The sequence below is a fragment of the Pseudomonas songnenensis genome, from assembly GCF_003696315.1.
Classification (GTDB): Bacteria; Pseudomonadota; Gammaproteobacteria; order Pseudomonadales; family Pseudomonadaceae; genus Stutzerimonas; species Stutzerimonas songnenensis.
Genome location: NZ_RFFN01000003.1, coordinates 58306 through 75859, shown reverse-complemented (window position 1 = coordinate 75859; position 17554 = coordinate 58306). Strand labels below are relative to the sequence as shown.

18 protein-coding genes are annotated in these 17554 nt (G+C 67.5%); 1 reads left to right on the top strand and 17 read right to left on the bottom strand.

Annotated features, from left to right (window positions below):
• Window positions 1-19: 19 nt before the first annotated feature.
• The gene (locus EA798_RS09035; protein WP_244221272.1) at window positions 20-1246 is read right to left on the bottom strand and encodes an MFS transporter; all 1227 of its coding nucleotides are present in this window, start codon (window positions 1244-1246) and stop codon (window positions 20-22) included.
• 230 nt (window positions 1247-1476) lie between these two features.
• Here EA798_RS09035 and EA798_RS09030 point away from each other — a divergent pair, with 230 nt between their 5' ends.
• The gene (locus tag EA798_RS09030) at window positions 1477-2376 is read left to right on the top strand and encodes a LysR family transcriptional regulator (RefSeq protein WP_122098735.1); all 900 of its coding nucleotides are present in this window, start codon (window positions 1477-1479) and stop codon (window positions 2374-2376) included.
• Between the two features lie 21 nt (window positions 2377-2397).
• On the opposite strand, the gene EA798_RS09025 is transcribed toward EA798_RS09030, so the two are convergent.
• The 16 genes from EA798_RS09025 to EA798_RS08950 all read right to left on the bottom strand — a co-directional run bounded on the left by EA798_RS09025 (window position 2398) and on the right by EA798_RS08950 (window position 17518).
• Window positions 2398-2688, bottom strand: coding sequence for a hypothetical protein (locus tag EA798_RS09025; protein ID WP_122098734.1), 291 nt, complete (start codon window positions 2686-2688; stop codon window positions 2398-2400).
• Between the two features lie 118 nt (window positions 2689-2806).
• Window positions 2807-3247, bottom strand: a complete 441-nt coding sequence (locus EA798_RS09020) for an excinuclease (protein WP_106155985.1) — start codon at window positions 3245-3247, stop codon at window positions 2807-2809.
• A 30-nt stretch (window positions 3248-3277) separates the two neighbouring features.
• Window positions 3278-4510, bottom strand: a complete 1233-nt coding sequence (locus EA798_RS09015) for a beta-ketoacyl-ACP synthase (protein WP_122098733.1) — start codon at window positions 4508-4510, stop codon at window positions 3278-3280.
• The gene (gene fabG / locus EA798_RS09010) at window positions 4510-5238 is read right to left on the bottom strand and encodes a 3-oxoacyl-ACP reductase FabG (protein WP_122098732.1); all 729 of its coding nucleotides are present in this window, start codon (window positions 5236-5238) and stop codon (window positions 4510-4512) included. Before fabG ends, EA798_RS09015 begins: the two co-directional genes overlap by 1 nt.
• Window positions 5235-5687, bottom strand: coding sequence for a hotdog family protein (locus EA798_RS09005; protein WP_122098731.1), 453 nt, complete (start codon window positions 5685-5687; stop codon window positions 5235-5237). Before EA798_RS09005 ends, fabG begins: the two co-directional genes overlap by 4 nt.
• Window positions 5684-6877: a beta-ketoacyl-[acyl-carrier-protein] synthase family protein gene (locus tag EA798_RS09000; protein ID WP_122098730.1), complete on the bottom strand. Its 1194-nt coding sequence runs from the start codon at window positions 6875-6877 to the stop codon at window positions 5684-5686. Before EA798_RS09000 ends, EA798_RS09005 begins: the two co-directional genes overlap by 4 nt.
• Window positions 6874-7380 (bottom strand): DUF3261 domain-containing protein, encoded by a 507-nt coding sequence (locus tag EA798_RS08995; RefSeq protein ID WP_122098729.1) that lies wholly within the window; start codon window positions 7378-7380, stop codon window positions 6874-6876. Before EA798_RS08995 ends, EA798_RS09000 begins: the two co-directional genes overlap by 4 nt.
• A 10-nt stretch (window positions 7381-7390) precedes the next feature.
• Complete coding sequence (locus tag EA798_RS08990) at window positions 7391-8641, bottom strand: NAD(P)/FAD-dependent oxidoreductase (RefSeq protein WP_106155979.1); 1251 nt, start codon at window positions 8639-8641, stop codon at window positions 7391-7393.
• Complete coding sequence (locus EA798_RS08985; protein ID WP_122098728.1) at window positions 8628-10976, bottom strand: MMPL family transporter; 2349 nt, start codon at window positions 10974-10976, stop codon at window positions 8628-8630. Before EA798_RS08985 ends, EA798_RS08990 begins: the two co-directional genes overlap by 14 nt.
• Window positions 10966-11577 (bottom strand): LolA family protein, encoded by a 612-nt coding sequence (locus EA798_RS08980; protein ID WP_122098727.1) that lies wholly within the window; start codon window positions 11575-11577, stop codon window positions 10966-10968. Before EA798_RS08980 ends, EA798_RS08985 begins: the two co-directional genes overlap by 11 nt.
• Window positions 11574-11999 (bottom strand): acyl-CoA thioesterase, encoded by a 426-nt coding sequence (locus EA798_RS08975; protein WP_102839604.1) that lies wholly within the window; start codon window positions 11997-11999, stop codon window positions 11574-11576. The genes EA798_RS08980 and EA798_RS08975 overlap by 4 nt, the downstream gene beginning before the upstream one ends.
• Window positions 11992-13524, bottom strand: coding sequence for an HAL/PAL/TAL family ammonia-lyase (locus EA798_RS08970; protein WP_122098726.1), 1533 nt, complete (start codon window positions 13522-13524; stop codon window positions 11992-11994). The genes EA798_RS08975 and EA798_RS08970 overlap by 8 nt, the downstream gene beginning before the upstream one ends.
• On the bottom strand, window positions 13517-14461 hold the full coding sequence (locus EA798_RS08965; RefSeq protein WP_106155974.1) for an LpxL/LpxP family acyltransferase: 945 nt from the start codon (window positions 14459-14461) through the stop codon (window positions 13517-13519). Before EA798_RS08965 ends, EA798_RS08970 begins: the two co-directional genes overlap by 8 nt.
• Window positions 14458-15273 (bottom strand): glycosyltransferase family 2 protein, encoded by an 816-nt coding sequence (locus EA798_RS08960; protein ID WP_122098725.1) that lies wholly within the window; start codon window positions 15271-15273, stop codon window positions 14458-14460. Before EA798_RS08960 ends, EA798_RS08965 begins: the two co-directional genes overlap by 4 nt.
• Window positions 15270-16946, bottom strand: coding sequence for an ApeI family dehydratase (locus tag EA798_RS08955; protein ID WP_122098724.1), 1677 nt, complete (start codon window positions 16944-16946; stop codon window positions 15270-15272). Before EA798_RS08955 ends, EA798_RS08960 begins: the two co-directional genes overlap by 4 nt.
• Window positions 16943-17518 carry a COG4648 family protein gene (locus EA798_RS08950; protein WP_122098723.1) on the bottom strand — a complete coding sequence of 192 codons (576 nt, stop codon included), beginning with the start codon at window positions 17516-17518 and terminating at the stop codon, window positions 16943-16945. Before EA798_RS08950 ends, EA798_RS08955 begins: the two co-directional genes overlap by 4 nt.
• Window positions 17519-17554 lie beyond the last annotated feature (36 nt).

Here is a 17554-nt window from a genome sequence, read left to right as displayed (position 1 = left end):
GGCGTTTTGCATTGCGGGCTCAGTGTGCCGTCTGCGGCTCCGGCAGCGGACGCAGGCGTGCCAGGTGCAGCGCCACGGCGAAGGCGATCAGCAGCAGCGAGACGATGAACAGACCGACGCCATCCCAGCCGGCGGCGTGCCAGAAGACCCCGCCCAGCGTGCCGGCGACGCTGGAGCCCAGGTAGTAGCTGAATAGATAGAGCGAGGCGGCCTGGCCGCGTGCCTGCCGGGCACGGCGGCCAATCCAGCTGCTGGCGACCGAATGGGCGCCGAAGAATCCGAAGGTGAACAGCAGCATGCCCAGCAGCACCAGCGGCAGCCGGTCGAACAGGGTCAGGCCCACGCCTGCCAGCATCAGGGCGATCACCAGCCAGAATACCCGGCGCCGGCCGAAGCGGTCGGCCAGCGCGCCGACCTTAGCCGAGCTGTAGATGCCCGACAGGTAAAGCACCGCCAGCAAACCGATCATGGTCTGGCTGAGGTGGAACGGCTCGGCAATCAGCCGATAGCCGATGTAGTTGTACAGCGTGACGAAGCTGCCCATCAGCAGGAAGCCCTGCAGGAACAGCCAGGCTAGGCCGGCATCGCGGAAGTGCAGGCTGTAGCCCTGCAGCAGCCCCTGCGGGCGCAGTGGTCGCGGACGGAAGTGCCGCGATTCGGGTAGAAAGCGCCAGAGCAGCAGCGCCGCCAGCAGCGCCAGCCCGCCCATCAGTCCCAGCACGCTATGCCAGGACAGGTAGTCCACCAGCACGCCGCTCAGCAAGCGTCCGCTCATGCCGCCAATGGCGTTGCCACCGATGTACAGCCCCATTGCCAGGCCGAGATGGTGGGGATGGATCTCCTCGCTCAGGTAGGTCATGGCCACTGCAGCCACACCGCTGAGCGCCAGGCCGACCAGTGCGCGCATCAGCAGAACGCCATGCCAGCTGGGCGCCAGTGCGCTACCGACGGTGAACACCGCGGCAGCGAGCAGGGAGGCGACCAGCACCTGCTTGCGGCCGATGGCATCGGAGATCGGCCCGGTGATCAGCAGGCCGACGGCCAGGGTCAGCGTCGAGAGCGAAAGGATCAGGCTGCTCTGCGCTGCGTTGATGCCGAATGCCTGCGACAGCATGGGCATCATCGGTTGCACGCAGTAGAGCAGGGCGAAGGTAGCGAAGCCGCCGGCGAACAGGGCCAGGGCGGTGCGCGCGAAGCGCGGGGTGCCTTTCTCGGTATGGCTGATGGGCGCGCCAGGCGCCGGTATCTCTGCTGACGCGCCGTTGGCGTCGTGCGTACTGCTCACGATGAAGACCTCTGTCCGATTCGCTTTCTTCCGGCCAAAAGCGGCCCGTTACGCCTGTGATCGCTTTTTCGATCGACGGGCGCGATTGCTGTTGTTCGGGTTTATGGGCGAAATGATAGGAAGCTTTGTTTAAGCTATCCAATATATTATTCGACCTGAATGATATGTTCTGCGACTCATAAGGAGCCCTCATGGAGCTGCGCCATCTTCGCTACTTCGTGGCGGTCGCCGAGGAACTGCACTTCGGTCGCGCCGCCGAACAGCTGCGCATTTCACAGCCGCCCTTGAGCCAACAGATCCAGGCGCTGGAACAGGAACTCGGCGTGCGGCTGTTCGATCGGACCAACCGGCGCGTGGCGCTGACCGACGCGGGCCGGCTGTTTCTCGAGGAAACGCGGCGCACGCTCGCGCAGGTCGACAAATCGGTGGACGTGGCCCGGCGCGCCGAACAGGGCGAGATCGGCGAGCTCAAGGTGGGGTTCACCTCATCGGCGCCGTTCACCTCGATCCTGCCGCGGGCGATTCTGGCCTTTCGCCGCACCTTTCCTGCGGTGCATCTGGATTTGCAGGAGATGACCAGCAAGCAGGTGGTCGATGCCGTGCAGGACGAGACGCTGCAAGTCGGCATGATTCGCCCGTTCGCGTTGCCGGCGGGCCTGCAGACCGTCGAGCTGTTCAGTGAGCCGCTGGTGGCGCTGATGCATGCGGGACACCGGCTGGCGGATGCCGGGGACGAGGGGCTGACACTGGCCGATCTGGCCGACGAGCCCTTCGTGTTCTTCCCGCGCAGCTACGGTACGGGGCTGTACGACCAGTTGCTCAGCCTGGCGCGCCGTGCGGGCTTCAACCCCCGCATCGCCCAGGAGGCGAACGAGGCGCTGACCATCATCGGACTGGTCGCCGCCGGGCTGGGGGTTTCGGTGCTGCCGGCATCGTTCCAGCGCATCCGCATCGACGGCGTGTGCTTTCGCACTCTGCTGGACAAGGATGCGACCACCGCGGTCTGGCTGGTCAAACGCCGGCAGGAGCAGTCGCCGTTGGCGCAGGCCTTCATGGAGCTGGTGACGCGCGAGGCGTTGAGTCAGCCTTAACGCGCGAACCGCAACGGTGAATCAGGGCTGCTTGTGATGAGCAGGCGTTTCGCCCTTGTCCTGTTTCGGAACACGGGTCACGCGAATGTCGGTGATGCCCAGGACTTCGGCCTGCTCCAGCAGCTGCGCCTCGTCGGCATCGGCCTTCGGCATCACCAGACTGTTCTCGGCGTCGGCATTGTGCAGCTCGATGAGGTGACGCGCCGCCTCGCCCTGGGACAGGCTATCGACGTCGGCGTCATAGGTCTCGGCGCGCGGGTCGTTCTGGTAGATGTAGTTGACTTCGAAGGTGTGCGAAGACTTGCCGAACATGAGCCGCTCCTGTGGAGGTCACTGATGTTCAGTGGACTCGACGGCAACGGCAAACGTTCCGGCAGACGGTCGGGCCGCGGTAGAGCCGATGCCTTGGCCTGCGCATCGGCGGGGACGCTTACTTGACGTTGGCCAGATCGCCCTTGAGGGCAACGCCGGCCATGATGGCGCCAGCGTGGCACTCGTACTTCTGACTGTCCTTGTATTCGACATGCTTGTAGTTGCTGGCGATGTTCACCACCGCATTGGCACCGGCGGCCTTGGCAGCCTGCTGCATGCCGATCAGCGCCGATTGCAGCGCCCAGCTGCAGGCGCCTTCGTCGGTCTTGTTGAACGCATTGGTCTTCTTGCTGGTGGTAACGCCGCTGCGCACGATCGTGGCATTGCCCGGCGTCTTGCCGGCCAGGTAGAACTTGACGCTGCCATCCAGTCGACCGGCCTGGGTCGCTTCGGCAACCACGGCATCGAAGGGCAGGTAGTGGGTGGTGTCACGGGCCTGGCTGATGCCGGGCAGCACCAGAAGCGTCAGCGCTGTGCCTATCCATGCGGTTGTTTTCATCGGCGTTTTCCTTGCGGTTGTGGGTGAAACTCAGGCCCAGCGACGGAAGATCAGCGAGGTGTTGATCCCGCCAAAGGCGAAATTGTTATTCATCACGTACTCGTGCTGCATGGTGCGCGGCGCATCCCGCAGGTAGTCCAGATCGCCGCAGCGCAGGTCGACCTCGTCCAGGTTGAGCGTGTGGATATAGCGGTCGCGGTTCATCATCTCGATACTGAACCAGGACTCCAGCGCGCCACACGCACCCAGGGTATGGCCGAGAAAGGACTTCTGCGAGCTGATCGGCATGCCGCTGCCGAACAGCGCCTGGGTCGCCTGGGTTTCGGCGATGTCACCCTGTTCGGTCGCAGTGCCGTGGCCATTCACGTAGCCGATGGCCGCCGGTGCGAGCCCGGCATCTTCCAGGGCCAGTTCCATGGCGCGGCGCATGGTCAGCTGTTCCGGCTTGGTGGCATGTTGGCCATCGGCGTTGCTGCCGAAGCCGACCAGCTCGGCGTGAATCGTCGCGCCGCGGGCCAGTGCGTGCTCCAGTTCCTCGAGCACCAGCATGCCGGCGCCTTCGCCAATCACCAGGCCATCACGGCCGCTGTCGTAGGGGCGCGGCGAAGTATGCGGTGCGTCGTTCTTCAGGCTGGTGGCATAGAGCGCATCGAAGACCATGGCCTCGGTGGCGCAGAGCTCCTCGGCGCCGCCGGCCAGCATCAGTGGCAGACGGCCGAACTTGATCGCCTCATAGGCGTAACCGATGCCCTGGCTGCCGCTGGTGCAGGCGCTGGAGGTGGGGATAACCCGCCCGGTAAGGCCGAAGAAGATGCTGATATTGGCCGCGGTGGTGTGCGGCATCATGCGAATGTAGGAGTTGGCATTCAGCCCGTCGGCCACCGAGTTCAGCAGCATGTTGCCGAACGCCTTGATCTCCTCGGTGCTGCCGGTGGACGAACCGCAGGCCACACCCATGCGGCCGTCGCGTATCGAGGCGTCTTCCAAAAGACCGGCGTCGGCGAGCGCGCGTTCGGCGGCCAGCACCGACAGTCGTGACACGCGGCCCATGCTGCGCAGCTGCTTGCGCGTCCAGTGCGGCGGCACGCTGAAGTCGTCCACCGGGCCGGCCAGGCGGGTGTTGAGCTCCGTGAAGCGGTCCCACTCGGCCATGCGGCGGATGCCGCTGCGGTTGGCACTGAAATTGGCTTCGATGCTCGTCCAGTCGCTGCCCAGGGAGGTGATGCCGGCCATGCCGGTGACCACCACGCGTCTGCTGTTCATCAGCACAGCCCTCCGTTGACGGCGATCACCTGCCGGGTGATATACGCCGCCTCGGCGGACATCAGGAAATTCACCGCACCGGCGACCTCTTCCGGGGTGCCCATGCGCTGTGCCGGAACCATCTTCAGCATTTCTTCGATGGGCAGTTCGGCATCGAGCATCTCGGTATCGATCAGTCCGGGGGCAACGCAGTTGACGGTGATCCTGCGCTTGCCCAGCTCCACCGCCAACGCCTTTGCCGCACCGATGACGCCGGCCTTGGACGCGCTGTAGTTGACCTGGCCGCGGTTGCCGATCAGGCCGGATACCGAGGTGATGCAGACGATGCGCCCCGGCTGGCGGCGGCGAATCATCGGCATGGTCAGCGGCTGCAGCACATTGTAGAAACCGTCCAGGTTGGTGCGCAGTACCTGGTCCCAGTCATCGTCGCTCAGGGCCGGGAAGGCACCGTCGCGAGTCAGGCCGGCGTTGCAGACGACGCCGTAGTAGGCGCCATGCGCTTCGACATCGGCTTCCAGCTCGCGCCGGCAGGCGACGCGGTCGGCGATGTCGAACTGCAGGATGCGCGCGCTGCGCCCCATCGCCTGGATCTCGGCCTGGACCGCTTCGGCCTGGTCGCGGCGCGAGCGGCAGTGCAGCACGATGTCATGGCCGGCGCGGGCCAGGCGCAGCGCGATGGCGCGGCCGATGCCTCGGCTGGAGCCGGTGACGAGGACGGTTTCACTCATGGGGCAGACTCTTGTAGGTAACTCGCCATTTCGGGCGGGCGGAACACGTTCAGACGCGCCTCGGCATGGATGCCGGGGCCGTCGAGATGACATTCGAACACGCCCATGCCGTTGTCGTCCTGCAGCGAACGAGTGGCACGGACGCGCAGCCGAGCGCCGACCGGGAAGGTTTCGACATTGCACTGGTAGCTACGGGTGCCGAGCAGGAAGCCCAGCTCCACCGGCTGACCGGCCTGACGCGCATGGCAGCCGGCGAAGGCCGCGACGCTTTGCGCCATGATCTCGACGCCGACCCAGGCAGGCAGACTGCCGTCGGCGGCGCTGAGCAGGCCGTCGGCGCGTACCTGCAGGTGTGTCTCCACGCTGTCTTCATCGAAGCGCTCGACAGCGTCGAGCAGGATCATGTCGCCAGCGTGGGGTAGCAGTTCGGCGAGGGGCCAGTCGATCACGGCGCGTCTCCCAGGATCAGGCTGATATTGTTGCCACCGAAGGCGAAGGAGTTGCTCATCATTCGGCGCGGCGAGGTTCTACCCATTCGCAGTTCGGCGGTCACCAGGCGCAGCGGTGGCAGCTCCGGATCCGGCTGGCCGTCCCAGCGATGCGGTGGCAACTGCTGGTCGGCGTTGAAGCGCGATAGCGCAAGCCAGCAGAACGCCGCCTCCAGCGCGCCAGCGGCGCCGAGGGTATGGCCGGTCAACGGCTTGCTCGAAGAACAGGCGACACCCTGAGGAAACAGCGTGGAAACGGCTTGGCTTTCCATGGCGTCGTTGTGCGCGGTGGCTGTGCCGTGCAGGTTGAGGTAATCGACCTCTTCCGGTGTGCAGCCGGCAGTGGCCAGCGCCTGGCGCATGGCGGCAAGCGCGCCGCGGCCTTCCGGTTCGGGGGCAGAGATATGGTAGGCGTCGGAACTGGCGCCGCCGCCAAGCAGGGCGATGGCGCCATCAGCGGGCTCGCGGGTCATCAGAAACAGCGCCGCCGCCTCGCCGATGTTGATACCGTTGCGGTTGCGCGAGAAGGGATTGCACAGCGACTCGCTGGTGGCTTCCAGCGCGGTGAAGCCTTGCAGGGTCAGGTCGCTCAGGCTGTCGACACCGCCGCACAGCACTGCATCGCAAATGCCGGCGTCGAGCAGGCGTTTGGCGCTGAGCAGGGCGCGGGCACTGGAGGTGCAGGCGGTGGAGATGGCATAGCAGGGGCCGCCCAGTTGCAGCCATTGGCCGAGAAAGCTCGCCGGCGCCGCCAGTTCCTGATGCCCATAATGGTAGCCCGGCGGAAAGCTGCCATTGTGCAGCAAGCCAGCGATGCCTTCTCCGGCTTCCTGGATGCCGGTGGTGCTGGTGCCCAGGACCACACCGATGCGATGCCGGCCGTGGCGGGCGATGGCCTGGCGAATATCGCCTTCGATCTCCAGTGCAGCGGCCAGCAGCAGCTGGTTGTTGCGGGTGGCATGGCGTGGATCGTCATCAGGCATTGCCGGCAACGCTGAGCGGACCGCGCCTACCGGTAAGCGTCGACCGGCCACCGGCTGCGTATGGGGCTGCATGCCGGAGGTGTCGCCGGCGAACAGCCGCCCAGCCACCTCGGCCTTGCCACTGCCGAGCGCGCAGATCACGCCAAGGGCGTCGAGGTAGGCGGTCATCGTTGGCTTCCGGGCGAGTCGGGCAAGGGGGCGACACGATAGGTCAGCCCTGGCGCCACGTCGAGTTCGAAGCGCTGTGCCGCGCGATAGCGGACCTGCCAGCGCAGGTCGTCGCCCTGGCGCAGCCGGCGCTCGCCAGCACCTGGCTGTTCGGCTGCGGCGCCATACAGCGCGGCCAGCTGGTCGCGGTCGGTCAGGGCGAACAGCAGGGCGGCGAACAGCTCGCGCGCCTCCGGATTGGGTCGAAGCAGCCCATCAGCCTGCCAGGCGCCGTCGCGCAACTGCTGCCGCGCCAGTGGAATGCCCAGCGGGTCGAGCAGCGACCAGCGCAGCGACGCCCCTTCGCGCTGGATCACCAGCAACCAGTCGGCCGGCTCGCTGCCCTGGCGTTGCACATGCAGCTGCAGCGGTACCTGCAATTCGGGTGTGCCGGCAGGCAGCGGCAGGCGCGCCGCGCAACCGGCCAGCAAGACCAGACACAGGCCCAGCAGCAGTCGCCTCATCGCCGCGCGCTCACGCGTCGGCACCGGCCGCGCAGAGTTCGGCCAGTACGCGCAGGCGGCGTTTGGGTTCGGCGACATAGGGGTTCTTTTCGTCCCAGGCATAGCCGGCAAGGATCGAGCTGATCATCCGGCGGATCTCCGGCTGGGCGTGTTCGTAGTAGATCACGTCCTGGAAGCTGCAATCGTACCAACCCTCCACGTAGGTCCGGAAGGTATCGACGCCGCGCTTGAGCGGCGCGGCGAACTCGCGTTCCCAATCCACCGTTTCGCCGCTCAGCTGGCGATGCAGCACGGCGGCGGCCATGTGTGCCGAGCGCATGGCGATGGTCACGCCGGAGGAAAACACCGGGTCGAGGAACTCGGCGGCGTTGCCCAGCAGGGCGAAGCCCGGACCGTGCAGGCTCTTGACGTTGGCCGAGTAGCCGCCGATCAGGCGCGCCGGGGTGTCCCATTCGGCATTGGCGAGAATGCGCCTGAGGTTCGGTGCCTCCTGGACGAATTCGCGCAGGCAGGCATCGAGGTTCACCGGCCGGCCTTCGTAGCGCTCGGCACTGGCGACCACACCCAGCGAACAGCGGCCGTTGCTGAACGGGATGGTCCAGTACCAGACGTCCCGCAGCTCGGGATGGGTGGTGATAAGGATCTTCTCGCGGTCGAAGCGTGGATCGTCGATACGGTCCTCGATATGGGTGAATATCGCCCGGCGCACCGGGAAGCCCGACGGCGCTTCCAGATCCAGCAGCTGCGGCAGTACCCGGCCATAGCCGCTGGCATCGAGCACGAAGGCGGCATCGACGCGGTACTCGCTGCCATCTGCCCGACGAATCTGCAGCCAGGGTTGCGCGCCGGTGAAATCCACCGCGGTGACTTCTTCCTCGTAGCGGATTTCCACGCCCTGCAGCTCGGCCTGGTCGGCCAGCAGCTTGTCGAAGTCGGCGCGCTGGACCTGGTAGGTGCTGCCATGGCCGGCGGTGAACTTGTCGCGAAAATCGAATTCCGTGTAGCGCTCGCCCCAGCCGAAGGCCGCGCCGTGCTTGGTCTGGAACCCCGCCGCGCGCACCGCCTCGAGCATCCCGGCTTCCTCGATGAAGTCCAGGCAGTGCGACAGCAAGCTCTCGCCGATGGAGAAGCGCGGAAAGCGCTGGCGTTCGACGATCAGCACGTCGTGGCCCTGGCGCTTGAGCAGCGCGCCAGCGATTGCGCCGGACGGGCCGGCTCCGATGATCACGACTTCGCGGTGTTGCGTCTCAAGCGGCGCCATACGGCCTCCCTGCCTGTGGTGGTGTGTCTTGCTGGTGGATGGCCCAGGGGGCCAGGAAGAAACTGAATGCCAGGCCGAGGCTGACGGTGAGGCCGAAGTTGCTCACCGCCGGCGTGCTGGACACCGCCAGCAGGCCGAACGACAGCCAGGTGGTGGTGGCCGCCAGCAGGGTGCCGACCAGGCTGACCGCGGCGCCGCCGACCTGCTCGCGCATCAGAATGGCGTAATCCACGCCGATCGCCGTGACCAGCAGCAGGCCGAACAGGCCAAACAGCGTCAGCGGCTGACCGAGCCAGCCGAGACTGGCCAGGCTCGCCAGGGCGGCCAGCAGCGGCACGGCCAGGCAACGCAGGGCGCCGCTCGGCCCGAAGGGAAAGCAGAGCAGGGCAAAGATCAGCAGGCTGGCGAGCAGCTTGAGTTCGCCGGCCTGAAGCTTGGTCGCGGCAAACAGCTGGTTGAGGCGGGCCGGCTGGTCGACCAGTGTCGTGCCGGGCACGTCATCAGCGATGTGTTCCAGGGCGGCTCCGTCGCGCAGGCCCTGCAGGCTGATCAGCCCGGCGACGCCGTCGTTCTGCGCGCCGAGCCAGAGCGCGCGCCAGGGCTCGCCCAACGGGCCTGCCAGCGCCGCCTCGATGGTCACCGGTGGCTGTGCCTGCAGGCGCTCGATCTCCGCCTGCAGGTTGCTCGTCGCGGCACCCAGCGCGGCGAGCGGCTGGCTGGCTTCGAGCAGTTGCGGCAGGGCGGCGCGCAGGCGGTCCTGTTCGGCAGTCGGTGCAACCAGCTGGCTCAGGGCAAGGTGCCCGCCCAGGCGTTGCTCGGCCTGCAGGGCGGACAGCCGGCGGCTGAGCTTGGCCTGGCGTTCGAGCAGCGCGTCAGCATCGGCGGCGCGCACGAGGAGGTACTGGCTGGTGGGCTGGAAGCCGGTGATCGTGCCGATACGCTCGGCTTGCTGCTGCAGTGCCGGCGCGCGGCTGACCCACTGGCGCAGGTCGTCCTCGAATGACAGCTGCAGCACGCCGCCTACGCAGAACAGTCCGAACACGGCCAGCAGCCAGGGCGAGCCGACGCGTGCAAGCAGGGCCTGGCGCATCTGCAGCCAGCGCTGCGCCCAACCCAATGGGCGTGGCCAGGGCTGCAGGCGACCATTGAACAGCAGCGGCAGCAGGCAGGTGGTGCAGAGGAAGGCGCCGAGCAATCCGGCTGTAGAGAAGACCGCCACCTGGGTCAGTGCCGGGAAGGGCGTGAAGGCCAGCGCGAGATAGCCGATCAGGTTGGTTAACAGGGCCAGCGCCAGCCCCGGCAGGATCAGACCAAGCGCGCGCCGGCCGTGCCAGGGCTGCAGGGTCCAGCTCTTGGACAGGTAGTGCAGCGGGAAGTCCAGGCTGACGCCGATCAGGCTGGCGCCGAGCACCAGCGTCAGTACGTGCATCTGGCCGAACAGCGCGACGCAGGCGGCCGCCCCTGACAGCGCGCCGACCAGCACCGGCAAGGCGGCGAGGAGGATGCGCGGCGTGCGGAACAGCCAGAGCAACAGCAGCAGGGTGGCACCCAGCGACAGGCTGCCGATCAGGCTCGCCTCGGCGCGGGCCGAGCGCTGACCATGGGCGGCATGCAGCACGCCGCCGGCAGCGAGCAGTTCGCCGCCGGCGGTTTCGACAGCGCTGCGGGCGGCCTCGACGAGTGCGGCTACCTGTTGTGGCAGGCGCTCATCGAACGCATCGCCCTGCGTGCGCGCGTGCACGACGGCCCAGCGCTGGCCGGCGTGCTCGGCAATCAGACGGCCATCGCCACCGGTGCGAAGGCTGCCCGGCTGCGGCATCCGTTGCAGGGCCAGGCCGGCGATGCCGAACCAGTCCTGTTCGAGCGGCAGCGGGCTGGCGGCGAAGGGGTCGTAGAGGCGCTCGATGCGCTGCTGGACGAACCGCACGGGCTGTTCGATGAGCTGCTGGCGCTCGGTATCGCCAAGCAATCCGAGGGACTGCTCGCGCAGCTGTCGCGCGACCGCCGGCAGATCGGGCTGTACCCGCTCGCGCACCTGGGCGAACAGGCCGCTGCCACGCAGTTCGGCTGCCAGGCTTTCAGTCAGGCGCCAGGTTTCACGCTCGTCGTCATGCCGGATCAGCAGCATCAGGTCGCGCTTGAGCGGCTCCTGCATGCGCTCGGTCGCCAGCCCTTCGAGCGCGTCGTGACTCGCGTCGGGCAGGAGCTGCAGCAGGTTGGCACTCAGCGGCGGGCCGTCGCGCCATTGCCAGGCATTCAGCGCCAGCAGGCCGAGCAGCGCCAGGCAGAACAGCGCGGCCGGCCAGCGCCGGGTCTGCAGGCGCTCAGTCGGCAAGATCGCGTTGCTCGCTGGCCGTGAGGGCGAGGTCGGTCTGGCTGTCGAGCAGACGGATCAGCGTGCGATCACCCTGGGTTTCGTGCAGCTCGATTCGAGTCACCGTCTCACCGCCCTGGATCTCGATGTCGGCAAAGATCTGCTTGAGCAGCGCGCCGCGTGGCGTCAGTTGCAACCGCCAGGCCGTGGCTGCACCGCTCAGCTCGAGTTGGAAGTCGCGCTGCAGAGCCTGGGTGTCGCCGCTCAGCACGGCGAGGAACAGCTGGTTCTGTCGGGCCGAACCGCCCTGCGGGTCGACCGCCTGCCAGCCCTGTTCGCCGCGCCGCGCGATCCCCTGAGGCGTAATGCGATAGTCCTGGCGGATCGGCTGTTGCAGCAGCCAGAGCAGGCCGTGGTCGCGGGACAGGGTGAACTGGCCGTGACTGGTCAGCGGCTGCGGCAAGGCTCTCAGGTACTTTTCCTGAATGAAATCGCCACGTACCACGGCCGGCCCGCTCAGTTGTTCGGCGAGCTGTGGCAGGTCGAAGGGCTGCGCCATGGCGATGGTGGTGACCATCAGCAGGACGGCGGCGGCCAGCCATTTCTTGACGGGCGGCGTCATGCCAGTGCGCGCTCCACCGCGTCGACGAACACTCGTGGCGAGGCCAGCAGCATCTCGCGGCTGGCGATCTCCACGGCGACCTGCACGGTGCTGCCGCGGGTCATGCGCTCGCCGGTTTCGGCATCGCGGATCAGGTAGTTGATCTTCAGGCGGTTCTCCCACTCCACCAGGTCGGCGCGCACCACGATGCGCTGGTTGAAGCGCGCGCCGCGCATGTAGCGCAGCTGCACGTCGATGATCGGCCAGGCATAGCCGGCATCGCGCATCTGCTGATAGTTGTGGCCGATACGCTCGAGCAGCGCACAGCGGGCGACCTCGAAGTACTTGACGTAGTGGCCGTGCCAGACCACGTCCATGGAGTCGACGTCGAAGAACGGCACGAGCAACTCGACCTCGGCCTGCAGTACGCCGTCCTTACGCATAAAGCCTCCAGTGGCGGTTGCGGATCTGTTCGAGGCACAGGCGCAGTTCGCCTTCCAGCGCCCGGTCTTCGATCAGCGGGGGGAAGGTCGCCGCCAGTTCGCTGTGCATGGCCGCCAGTGGTGCGGGCAGCGGGCGCGCGTCGTCCAGGCGCTGGCGCAGCCAGACGCCCTGCTGGGCGGCGAGCAGCGTGGCCGCGGCGACCTGCTCGCTCAGCTCCAGGCTGCGCAGCGCGTCGCGGGCGGCGATGGTGCCCATGCTCACCTTGTCCTGGTTGTGGCATTCGGTGGAGCGCGAGAAGACGCTGGCCGGCATGCTGTTCTTCAGCGCTTCGGCGGTCCAGGCGCTGGCGCCGATCTGCACCGCCTTGAAGCCGTGGTTGATCATCGCCGTGGCGGCCGGCGCGCCGGAGAGGTTGCTCGGCAGGCCGTGGTTGTAGCGCGTGTCGACCAGCAGGGCGAGCTGGCGGTCGAGCAGATCGGCGACGTTGGCCACCAGATTCTTCAGGCTGTCCATGGCGAAGGCGATATGCCCGCCATAGAAGTGCCCGCCGTGCAGCACGCGCTCGTTGTCGGCATCGATGATCGGGTTGTCGTTGGCGCTGTTCAGTTCGGTCTCGATGAACTGGCGCAGCAGGCCCAGGCTGTCGGCCAGCACACCGAGCACATGGGGCGCGCAGCGGATGGAGTAGCGGTCCTGCAATCGATGCAGCGGCGCAGCGGGCGCGTCGATGGCCAGGTCCTGACGAATCCAGGCGGCGACCTGAACCTGCCCAGGATGCGGCTTGGCGGCGAACAGGCGCTCGTCGAAGTGCTCGGGGTTACCCTGCAGGGCGATCACGTTCAGCGCGGTGATGCGGGTCGCCAGCTGCAGCAGGTAGTCAGCGCGGGCGTAGGCCAGGCAGGCGAGGCCGGTCATCACCGCGGTGCCGTTCATCAACGCCAGCGCCTCCTTGGGGCGCAGGGTCAAGGGTGGCCAGCCGAGCTGGCGATGCACTTCGGCGGCGCTGCGGCGCTCGCCGCGATACAGTACCTCGCGCTCGCCGGCGAGGGCGGCAGCGACATAGGACAGTGGGGTCAGGTCGCCGCTGGCGCCGACCGAGCCTTCCTCAGGAATCAGCGGCAGCACATCGTGTTCGAGGAATGCCTGCATGCGTTCCAGCAGCTCGATGCGTACACCGGACATGCCATGGGTAAGCGAACGCAGGCGCGCGGCGAGCACGGCGCGGGTGGCTTCGGCGTCCAGCAACTTGCCGAGGCCACAGCCGTGAAAGGTGAACAGGTGCTGCGGCAACGCCTCGACCTGGTGCAGCGGCACCGCCACCACGCAGGAATCGCCATAGCCGGTGGTAACGCCGTAGATCACGCCCTCGCGGTCCAGCAGGGTGTCGAGAAACTGCGCGCCGCGGGTGATGCGGCTGCGAAAGGTCTCGTCCGCCTGCAGCCGTGCCGGCGCACGGCGCTGCGCCACAGCCAGCACGTCCTCGATGCGCAGAAGGTGTTCGCCAAAGATCACGGGCTCAGTCACGACGCGGGTCCTGTGTGTTCCAGAAGGGATAGAAGTTGAACCATTGCAGCGGCGCCTCCAGGCAGCGCGCGGCGAGGCGGTCGGCGTAGCGCTGCACTGCCTGCGCGATCACCGCATCGCGGTCGGCGCGGCGCCAGCGGATGCGTTCGGCGAAGGGCTCGAGATGCACATGGAAGCGCTCGTCATGCTTGAGACAGAACAGCAGATTCACCGGGCATTCCAGCAGGCCGGCGAGCAGCCAGGGCCCCTGGGGAAAGGCTGCCGGCTGACCGAGGAAGTCCGCCACGGCGGTGCGCCCACCGTGCAGCGGCACCCGATCACCGGCGATGGCCAGCCACTCGCCGCGCTCCAGACGCTGGGACAGCTGCAGCATGGTCGCCGGGTCCAGTTCGCTGACCTGGATCAGCCGCAGGTTGTCCGCGCCGGACTGGTCCAGCAGGCGATTGAACTGCTCGGCGTGACGGGTGTGCACCAGCACGTTCATCCGCACTTCGCCGCCGATTTCCGCCAGCGCCCGGCAGATCTCCAGATTGCCCAGGTGCGAGCCGACCAGCAGCTGACCGCGCGCCCCGGCGAGGCTGGCGTGCAGGTTGGCCGGGTCGTGGATCACCAGGCGTTCCCGTCCGACGCGCCCGCTCCAGACATCCAGCTTGTCCAACAGCGCTTCGGCGAAACTCATGAACTGGCGATAGACCGAGCGCGTGCTCGGCTGCAGTTCGGCGCGACCGCTCCAGCGCGCCAGGTAGCCCTGATACTGGCGCGCGCTGTCACGGGCGCTGCGGCCGAACAGATAGAAATACAGCACGATCAGATACAGCAGCGGCGCCATGGTGCGCCGACCAAGTAGCCGTACCGCCCAGGCGGTCAGGCGCATCAGCGCGAAACTTCCGCGCTCGCGCTGCGCCGCCCAGTGGGAGGGCATCGGGGCTTCGCTCATCGCTGCAGGCGCTGGGCGAGCAGTTTTGGCGCGCGCAGCAGCATGCCGAAGAACAGCCGGGCATGCATGGCGGAGATCAGTGCATTGTCCAGCCAGAGGCGGAAGTGCGAGACGCCATCGGCCGGGTAATGCACCCGCGTCGGTAGCCAGACCATCGGCTGCTGCTGCCAGTGCAGGCGCACCAGGATCTCGGTGTCGAAATCCATGCGCCGGCCCAGGCGCACGCGGTCGAGCAATGCCAACGTCGGCTCCAGCGGGTAGACACGAAAGCCGCACATGGAGTCGCGGATCGCCAGCGACAGGGTGTTGATCCAGACCCAGACATGGGTCAGGTAGCGGGCATACAGGCGCCCCTTGGGCACGCTGGCGTCGTATCGCGGATAGCCGCAGATCACCGCGTCCGGCGCCTGGCTGGCGCGGTCGAGGAACAGCTCGACACCGGACAGGTCGTGCTGGCCGTCGGCGTCGACCTGCAGCGCATGGCTGAAGCCCAGTCGCCGCGCCTCGCGCAGGCCGCTGATTACCGCACCGCCCTTGCCCTGATTGCGCGGATGGCGGAGCAGGAAGACGCCGTCTTGCTCCGCCAGTCGGTCGATAACCGTTGCCGCGGCAGAGGAGGAACCGTCATCCACCAGCACGCAGGGCAGGTCCGCCGCCCGCAGCGCGGCGACCACTGCCGGCAGGCTGCGCTCGTGGTTGTAAACCGGGATCAGCGCGCAGGGCTTGAACCAATCCTCTTCGTTGGGCAGGGCGGGCGCCACGCTAGCGATCGGCTGCTCCTCGACGGGCGGCAAGGGATTCAGCGTGGTCATGGACGAGCTCCCAGCAGGATGCGGCCGGACGAGCAAGGCTTGCCGGCGTTGTGATAGGCGAAGTACAGCTTGCCGCGGGCATGATCGAAACGCAGGCTCAGCTTCAGGTGATCGCCCGGGCGAGCGAGCTGCTGGAACTTGAGCACTTCCATGCCACCGAAACGTGGCGGCAGGTCGTCGATCAGTTCGCGCGCGAGGTTCATCGCCCACTCGATCTGAACGACGCCAGGCAGGACCGGCGTACACGGGAAATGGCCGCTGAAGTGCGCCAGGTCCAGCGGCACGCGCAGCTCGATCTGCCAGTGATCGTCCTGCCACTGCTGCTGCAGACGCTCCGGTTCGCGCGGGCGCGGCGCCAGCAGCAGAGCGTCGAGTTCGGCCTGAGGCAGTTTGCCCTGGGCATTGCCTGGTAGCTGATGCAGCAGTCGCCAGCGCCGCGGCAGGGCCAATGCTTCGCAGTGGTCGTTCAGATGCTGGCGCAGAGTCTGGGTGACGGCGCGCCGGCCCTGGTTGCGCAGGGCGAATATGCCAGCCTCGCTCAGCGCCACCAACGCGCCGAGATAGGCCCGCTGGTCCTGGATGACGCCCAGGCGAGCCTCGCTGACGTAGGCGTGCTCGGCCAGGGCGCTTTCCAGCATCGGTAGCGAGATCCGCTTCTCTTCCAGCTTGACGATGCGGTCCAGCCGGCCACGCAGGGCGAAACGGCCATCGGCGTGCAACTCGGCGCCATCGGCGGTCTGTTCGACGTGCCCGCTGGCGAGCCAGGGCGAGGCCACGCGCAGCGCGCCCTGCTCGTCCTGGCCGAGCTCGACGCCCGGTAGTGGCTGCCACAGTTCGCCGCCCTGGCGCCAGGCGATGCCGCCGGTTTCGGAGCTGCCATAGATCTCCGTCGGCCACTGGCCGAGGCGCTCCCGCAGCAGTTGTGCGGCCTCGGCCGGCAGTGGCCCGCCAGAGGAGAACACCCGACGCACCTGGCGCAGCGCCGGCCAGTCGAGGTTGTCGCCCATGCGCTTGAGCAGGGCGGGACTGGCCACCCAGCAGAACGCCGGTTGTTCACGGCTGGCCCGCTGCATGTCCTCGGCGAACGGCAGAGGGCGGCGCAGCATGGGACGGCCGGCGCACAGCGGCCAGAGCACACGGAACAGCAGGCCATAGATGTGTTGCGTGGCGACGCTACCGATCACGCTGGCAGCTCCGAGGTCGGCGCCCCACAGCGCTTCCAGCGTCTCGATCTCACGGGCGAGCTGCGCCAGGCGCTTGTCGATCAGTTTGGGCTGGCCGCTGGAGCCCGAGGTGCAGAGCGTCAGGCCGAGCAGCTGCGGATCGAGTTCGGCGGCACTCAAGGGTTCGCCCAGCAGATCCATCAGGCTGTGATCACCAGGCTGATCGGTCAGCCACAGCTCGGCCTGCGCGTCCAGGCGCTCACGGTTCGCCGGCTGCAGGTCCGCCGGCAGCAGCACGCGCGCGCCGGCGCGCCAGGCACCGAGCAGGGCGATCGCCAGCTGCGCGGCATCCTCCAGGTGCACGGCCAGGCTGCGCACATTGCGTCGCTGCAGCCCACCGGCCAGGTGCAACGCCTGCTGTTGCACCTGGCCGAGCAACAGCGCGGGGGCATCGGTTACCTGCCGCGATTCGCCTGAAGTCAGCAGTTCACACAGGGCAATCCAGCTCATGTGCGGCCTCTGACCCGCTGACGTACCAGCCACTCGCCGGCGAACAGCAGGCCCATCAACAGATAGGCAATCAACCCGTTGTACAGCGTCCACCAGGCCAGCGGCGCCCAGAGCGTCAGGGCGGCGGCTATGGTGCCGTTGATGACGAAGAAGCCCACCCAGATTTTGGTCACCTGCCGCGTATAGCGCACGCCGGCTTCCGCCAGATCCGGCTCCTGTAGCCGGGCCAGACGCTCGATCACCGGCATGCCGACGAACAGGCTACCGGCGAACAGCGCGAGCATGGCGGCGTTGATCAGGACCGGATACCAGCGCAGCAGGACATCGTCGTCGAGCAACGCCAGGGCAAGGCAGAACAGCAGGGCGACAGCAGCCGTCGCGCGGCTGGCGGCGCGCCCGCTGCTCAGCAGGCGGGCAAGCCAGAGCGCCCCGAGTAGCGCGGCGAATACCCGCGGCGAGAGGTGCTCGATACCGAAGTAGACGGCGAACGGATAGGCCAGCCCGGCGAGCAGCAGGGCGAGGCCGGCCATGCGGGCCAGGCCGGGCGGGATGGTGGATGAGCGTGGAAGCATCAGGAGTCCGAAAAACCGTGGTTGTGCTGCGGGGCA

Bases quoted from the DNA above. Each gene is read 5' to 3' on its own strand.
- EA798_RS08960 (WP_122098725.1), bottom strand. From the start codon at position 15,273: ATGACCACGCTGAATCCCTTGCCGCCCGTCGAGGAGCAGCCGATCGCT.
- EA798_RS08950 (WP_122098723.1), bottom strand. From the start codon at position 17,518: ATGCTTCCACGCTCATCCACCATCCCGCCCGGCCTGGCCCGCATGGCC.
- EA798_RS09030 (WP_122098735.1), top strand. From the start codon at position 1,477: ATGGAGCTGCGCCATCTTCGCTACTTCGTGGCGGTCGCCGAGGAACTG.
- EA798_RS09000 (WP_122098730.1), bottom strand. From the start codon at position 6,877: ATGACCGCCTACCTCGACGCCCTTGGCGTGATCTGCGCGCTCGGCAGT.
- EA798_RS08965 (WP_106155974.1), bottom strand. From the start codon at position 14,461: ATGAGCGAAGCCCCGATGCCCTCCCACTGGGCGGCGCAGCGCGAGCGC.
- EA798_RS09015 (WP_122098733.1), bottom strand. From the start codon at position 4,510: ATGAACAGCAGACGCGTGGTGGTCACCGGCATGGCCGGCATCACCTCC.
- EA798_RS08975 (WP_102839604.1), bottom strand. From the start codon at position 11,999: ATGCGTAAGGACGGCGTACTGCAGGCCGAGGTCGAGTTGCTCGTGCCG.
- EA798_RS08995 (WP_122098729.1), bottom strand. From the start codon at position 7,380: ATGAGGCGACTGCTGCTGGGCCTGTGTCTGGTCTTGCTGGCCGGTTGC.
- EA798_RS09025 (WP_122098734.1), bottom strand. From the start codon at position 2,688: ATGTTCGGCAAGTCTTCGCACACCTTCGAAGTCAACTACATCTACCAG.
- EA798_RS08955 (WP_122098724.1), bottom strand. From the start codon at position 16,946: ATGAGCTGGATTGCCCTGTGTGAACTGCTGACTTCAGGCGAATCGCGG.
- EA798_RS08980 (WP_122098727.1), bottom strand. From the start codon at position 11,577: ATGACGCCGCCCGTCAAGAAATGGCTGGCCGCCGCCGTCCTGCTGATG.
- EA798_RS09020 (WP_106155985.1), bottom strand. From the start codon at position 3,247: ATGAAAACAACCGCATGGATAGGCACAGCGCTGACGCTTCTGGTGCTG.
- fabG (WP_122098732.1), bottom strand. From the start codon at position 5,238: ATGAGTGAAACCGTCCTCGTCACCGGCTCCAGCCGAGGCATCGGCCGC.
- EA798_RS08990 (WP_106155979.1), bottom strand. From the start codon at position 8,641: ATGGCGCCGCTTGAGACGCAACACCGCGAAGTCGTGATCATCGGAGCC.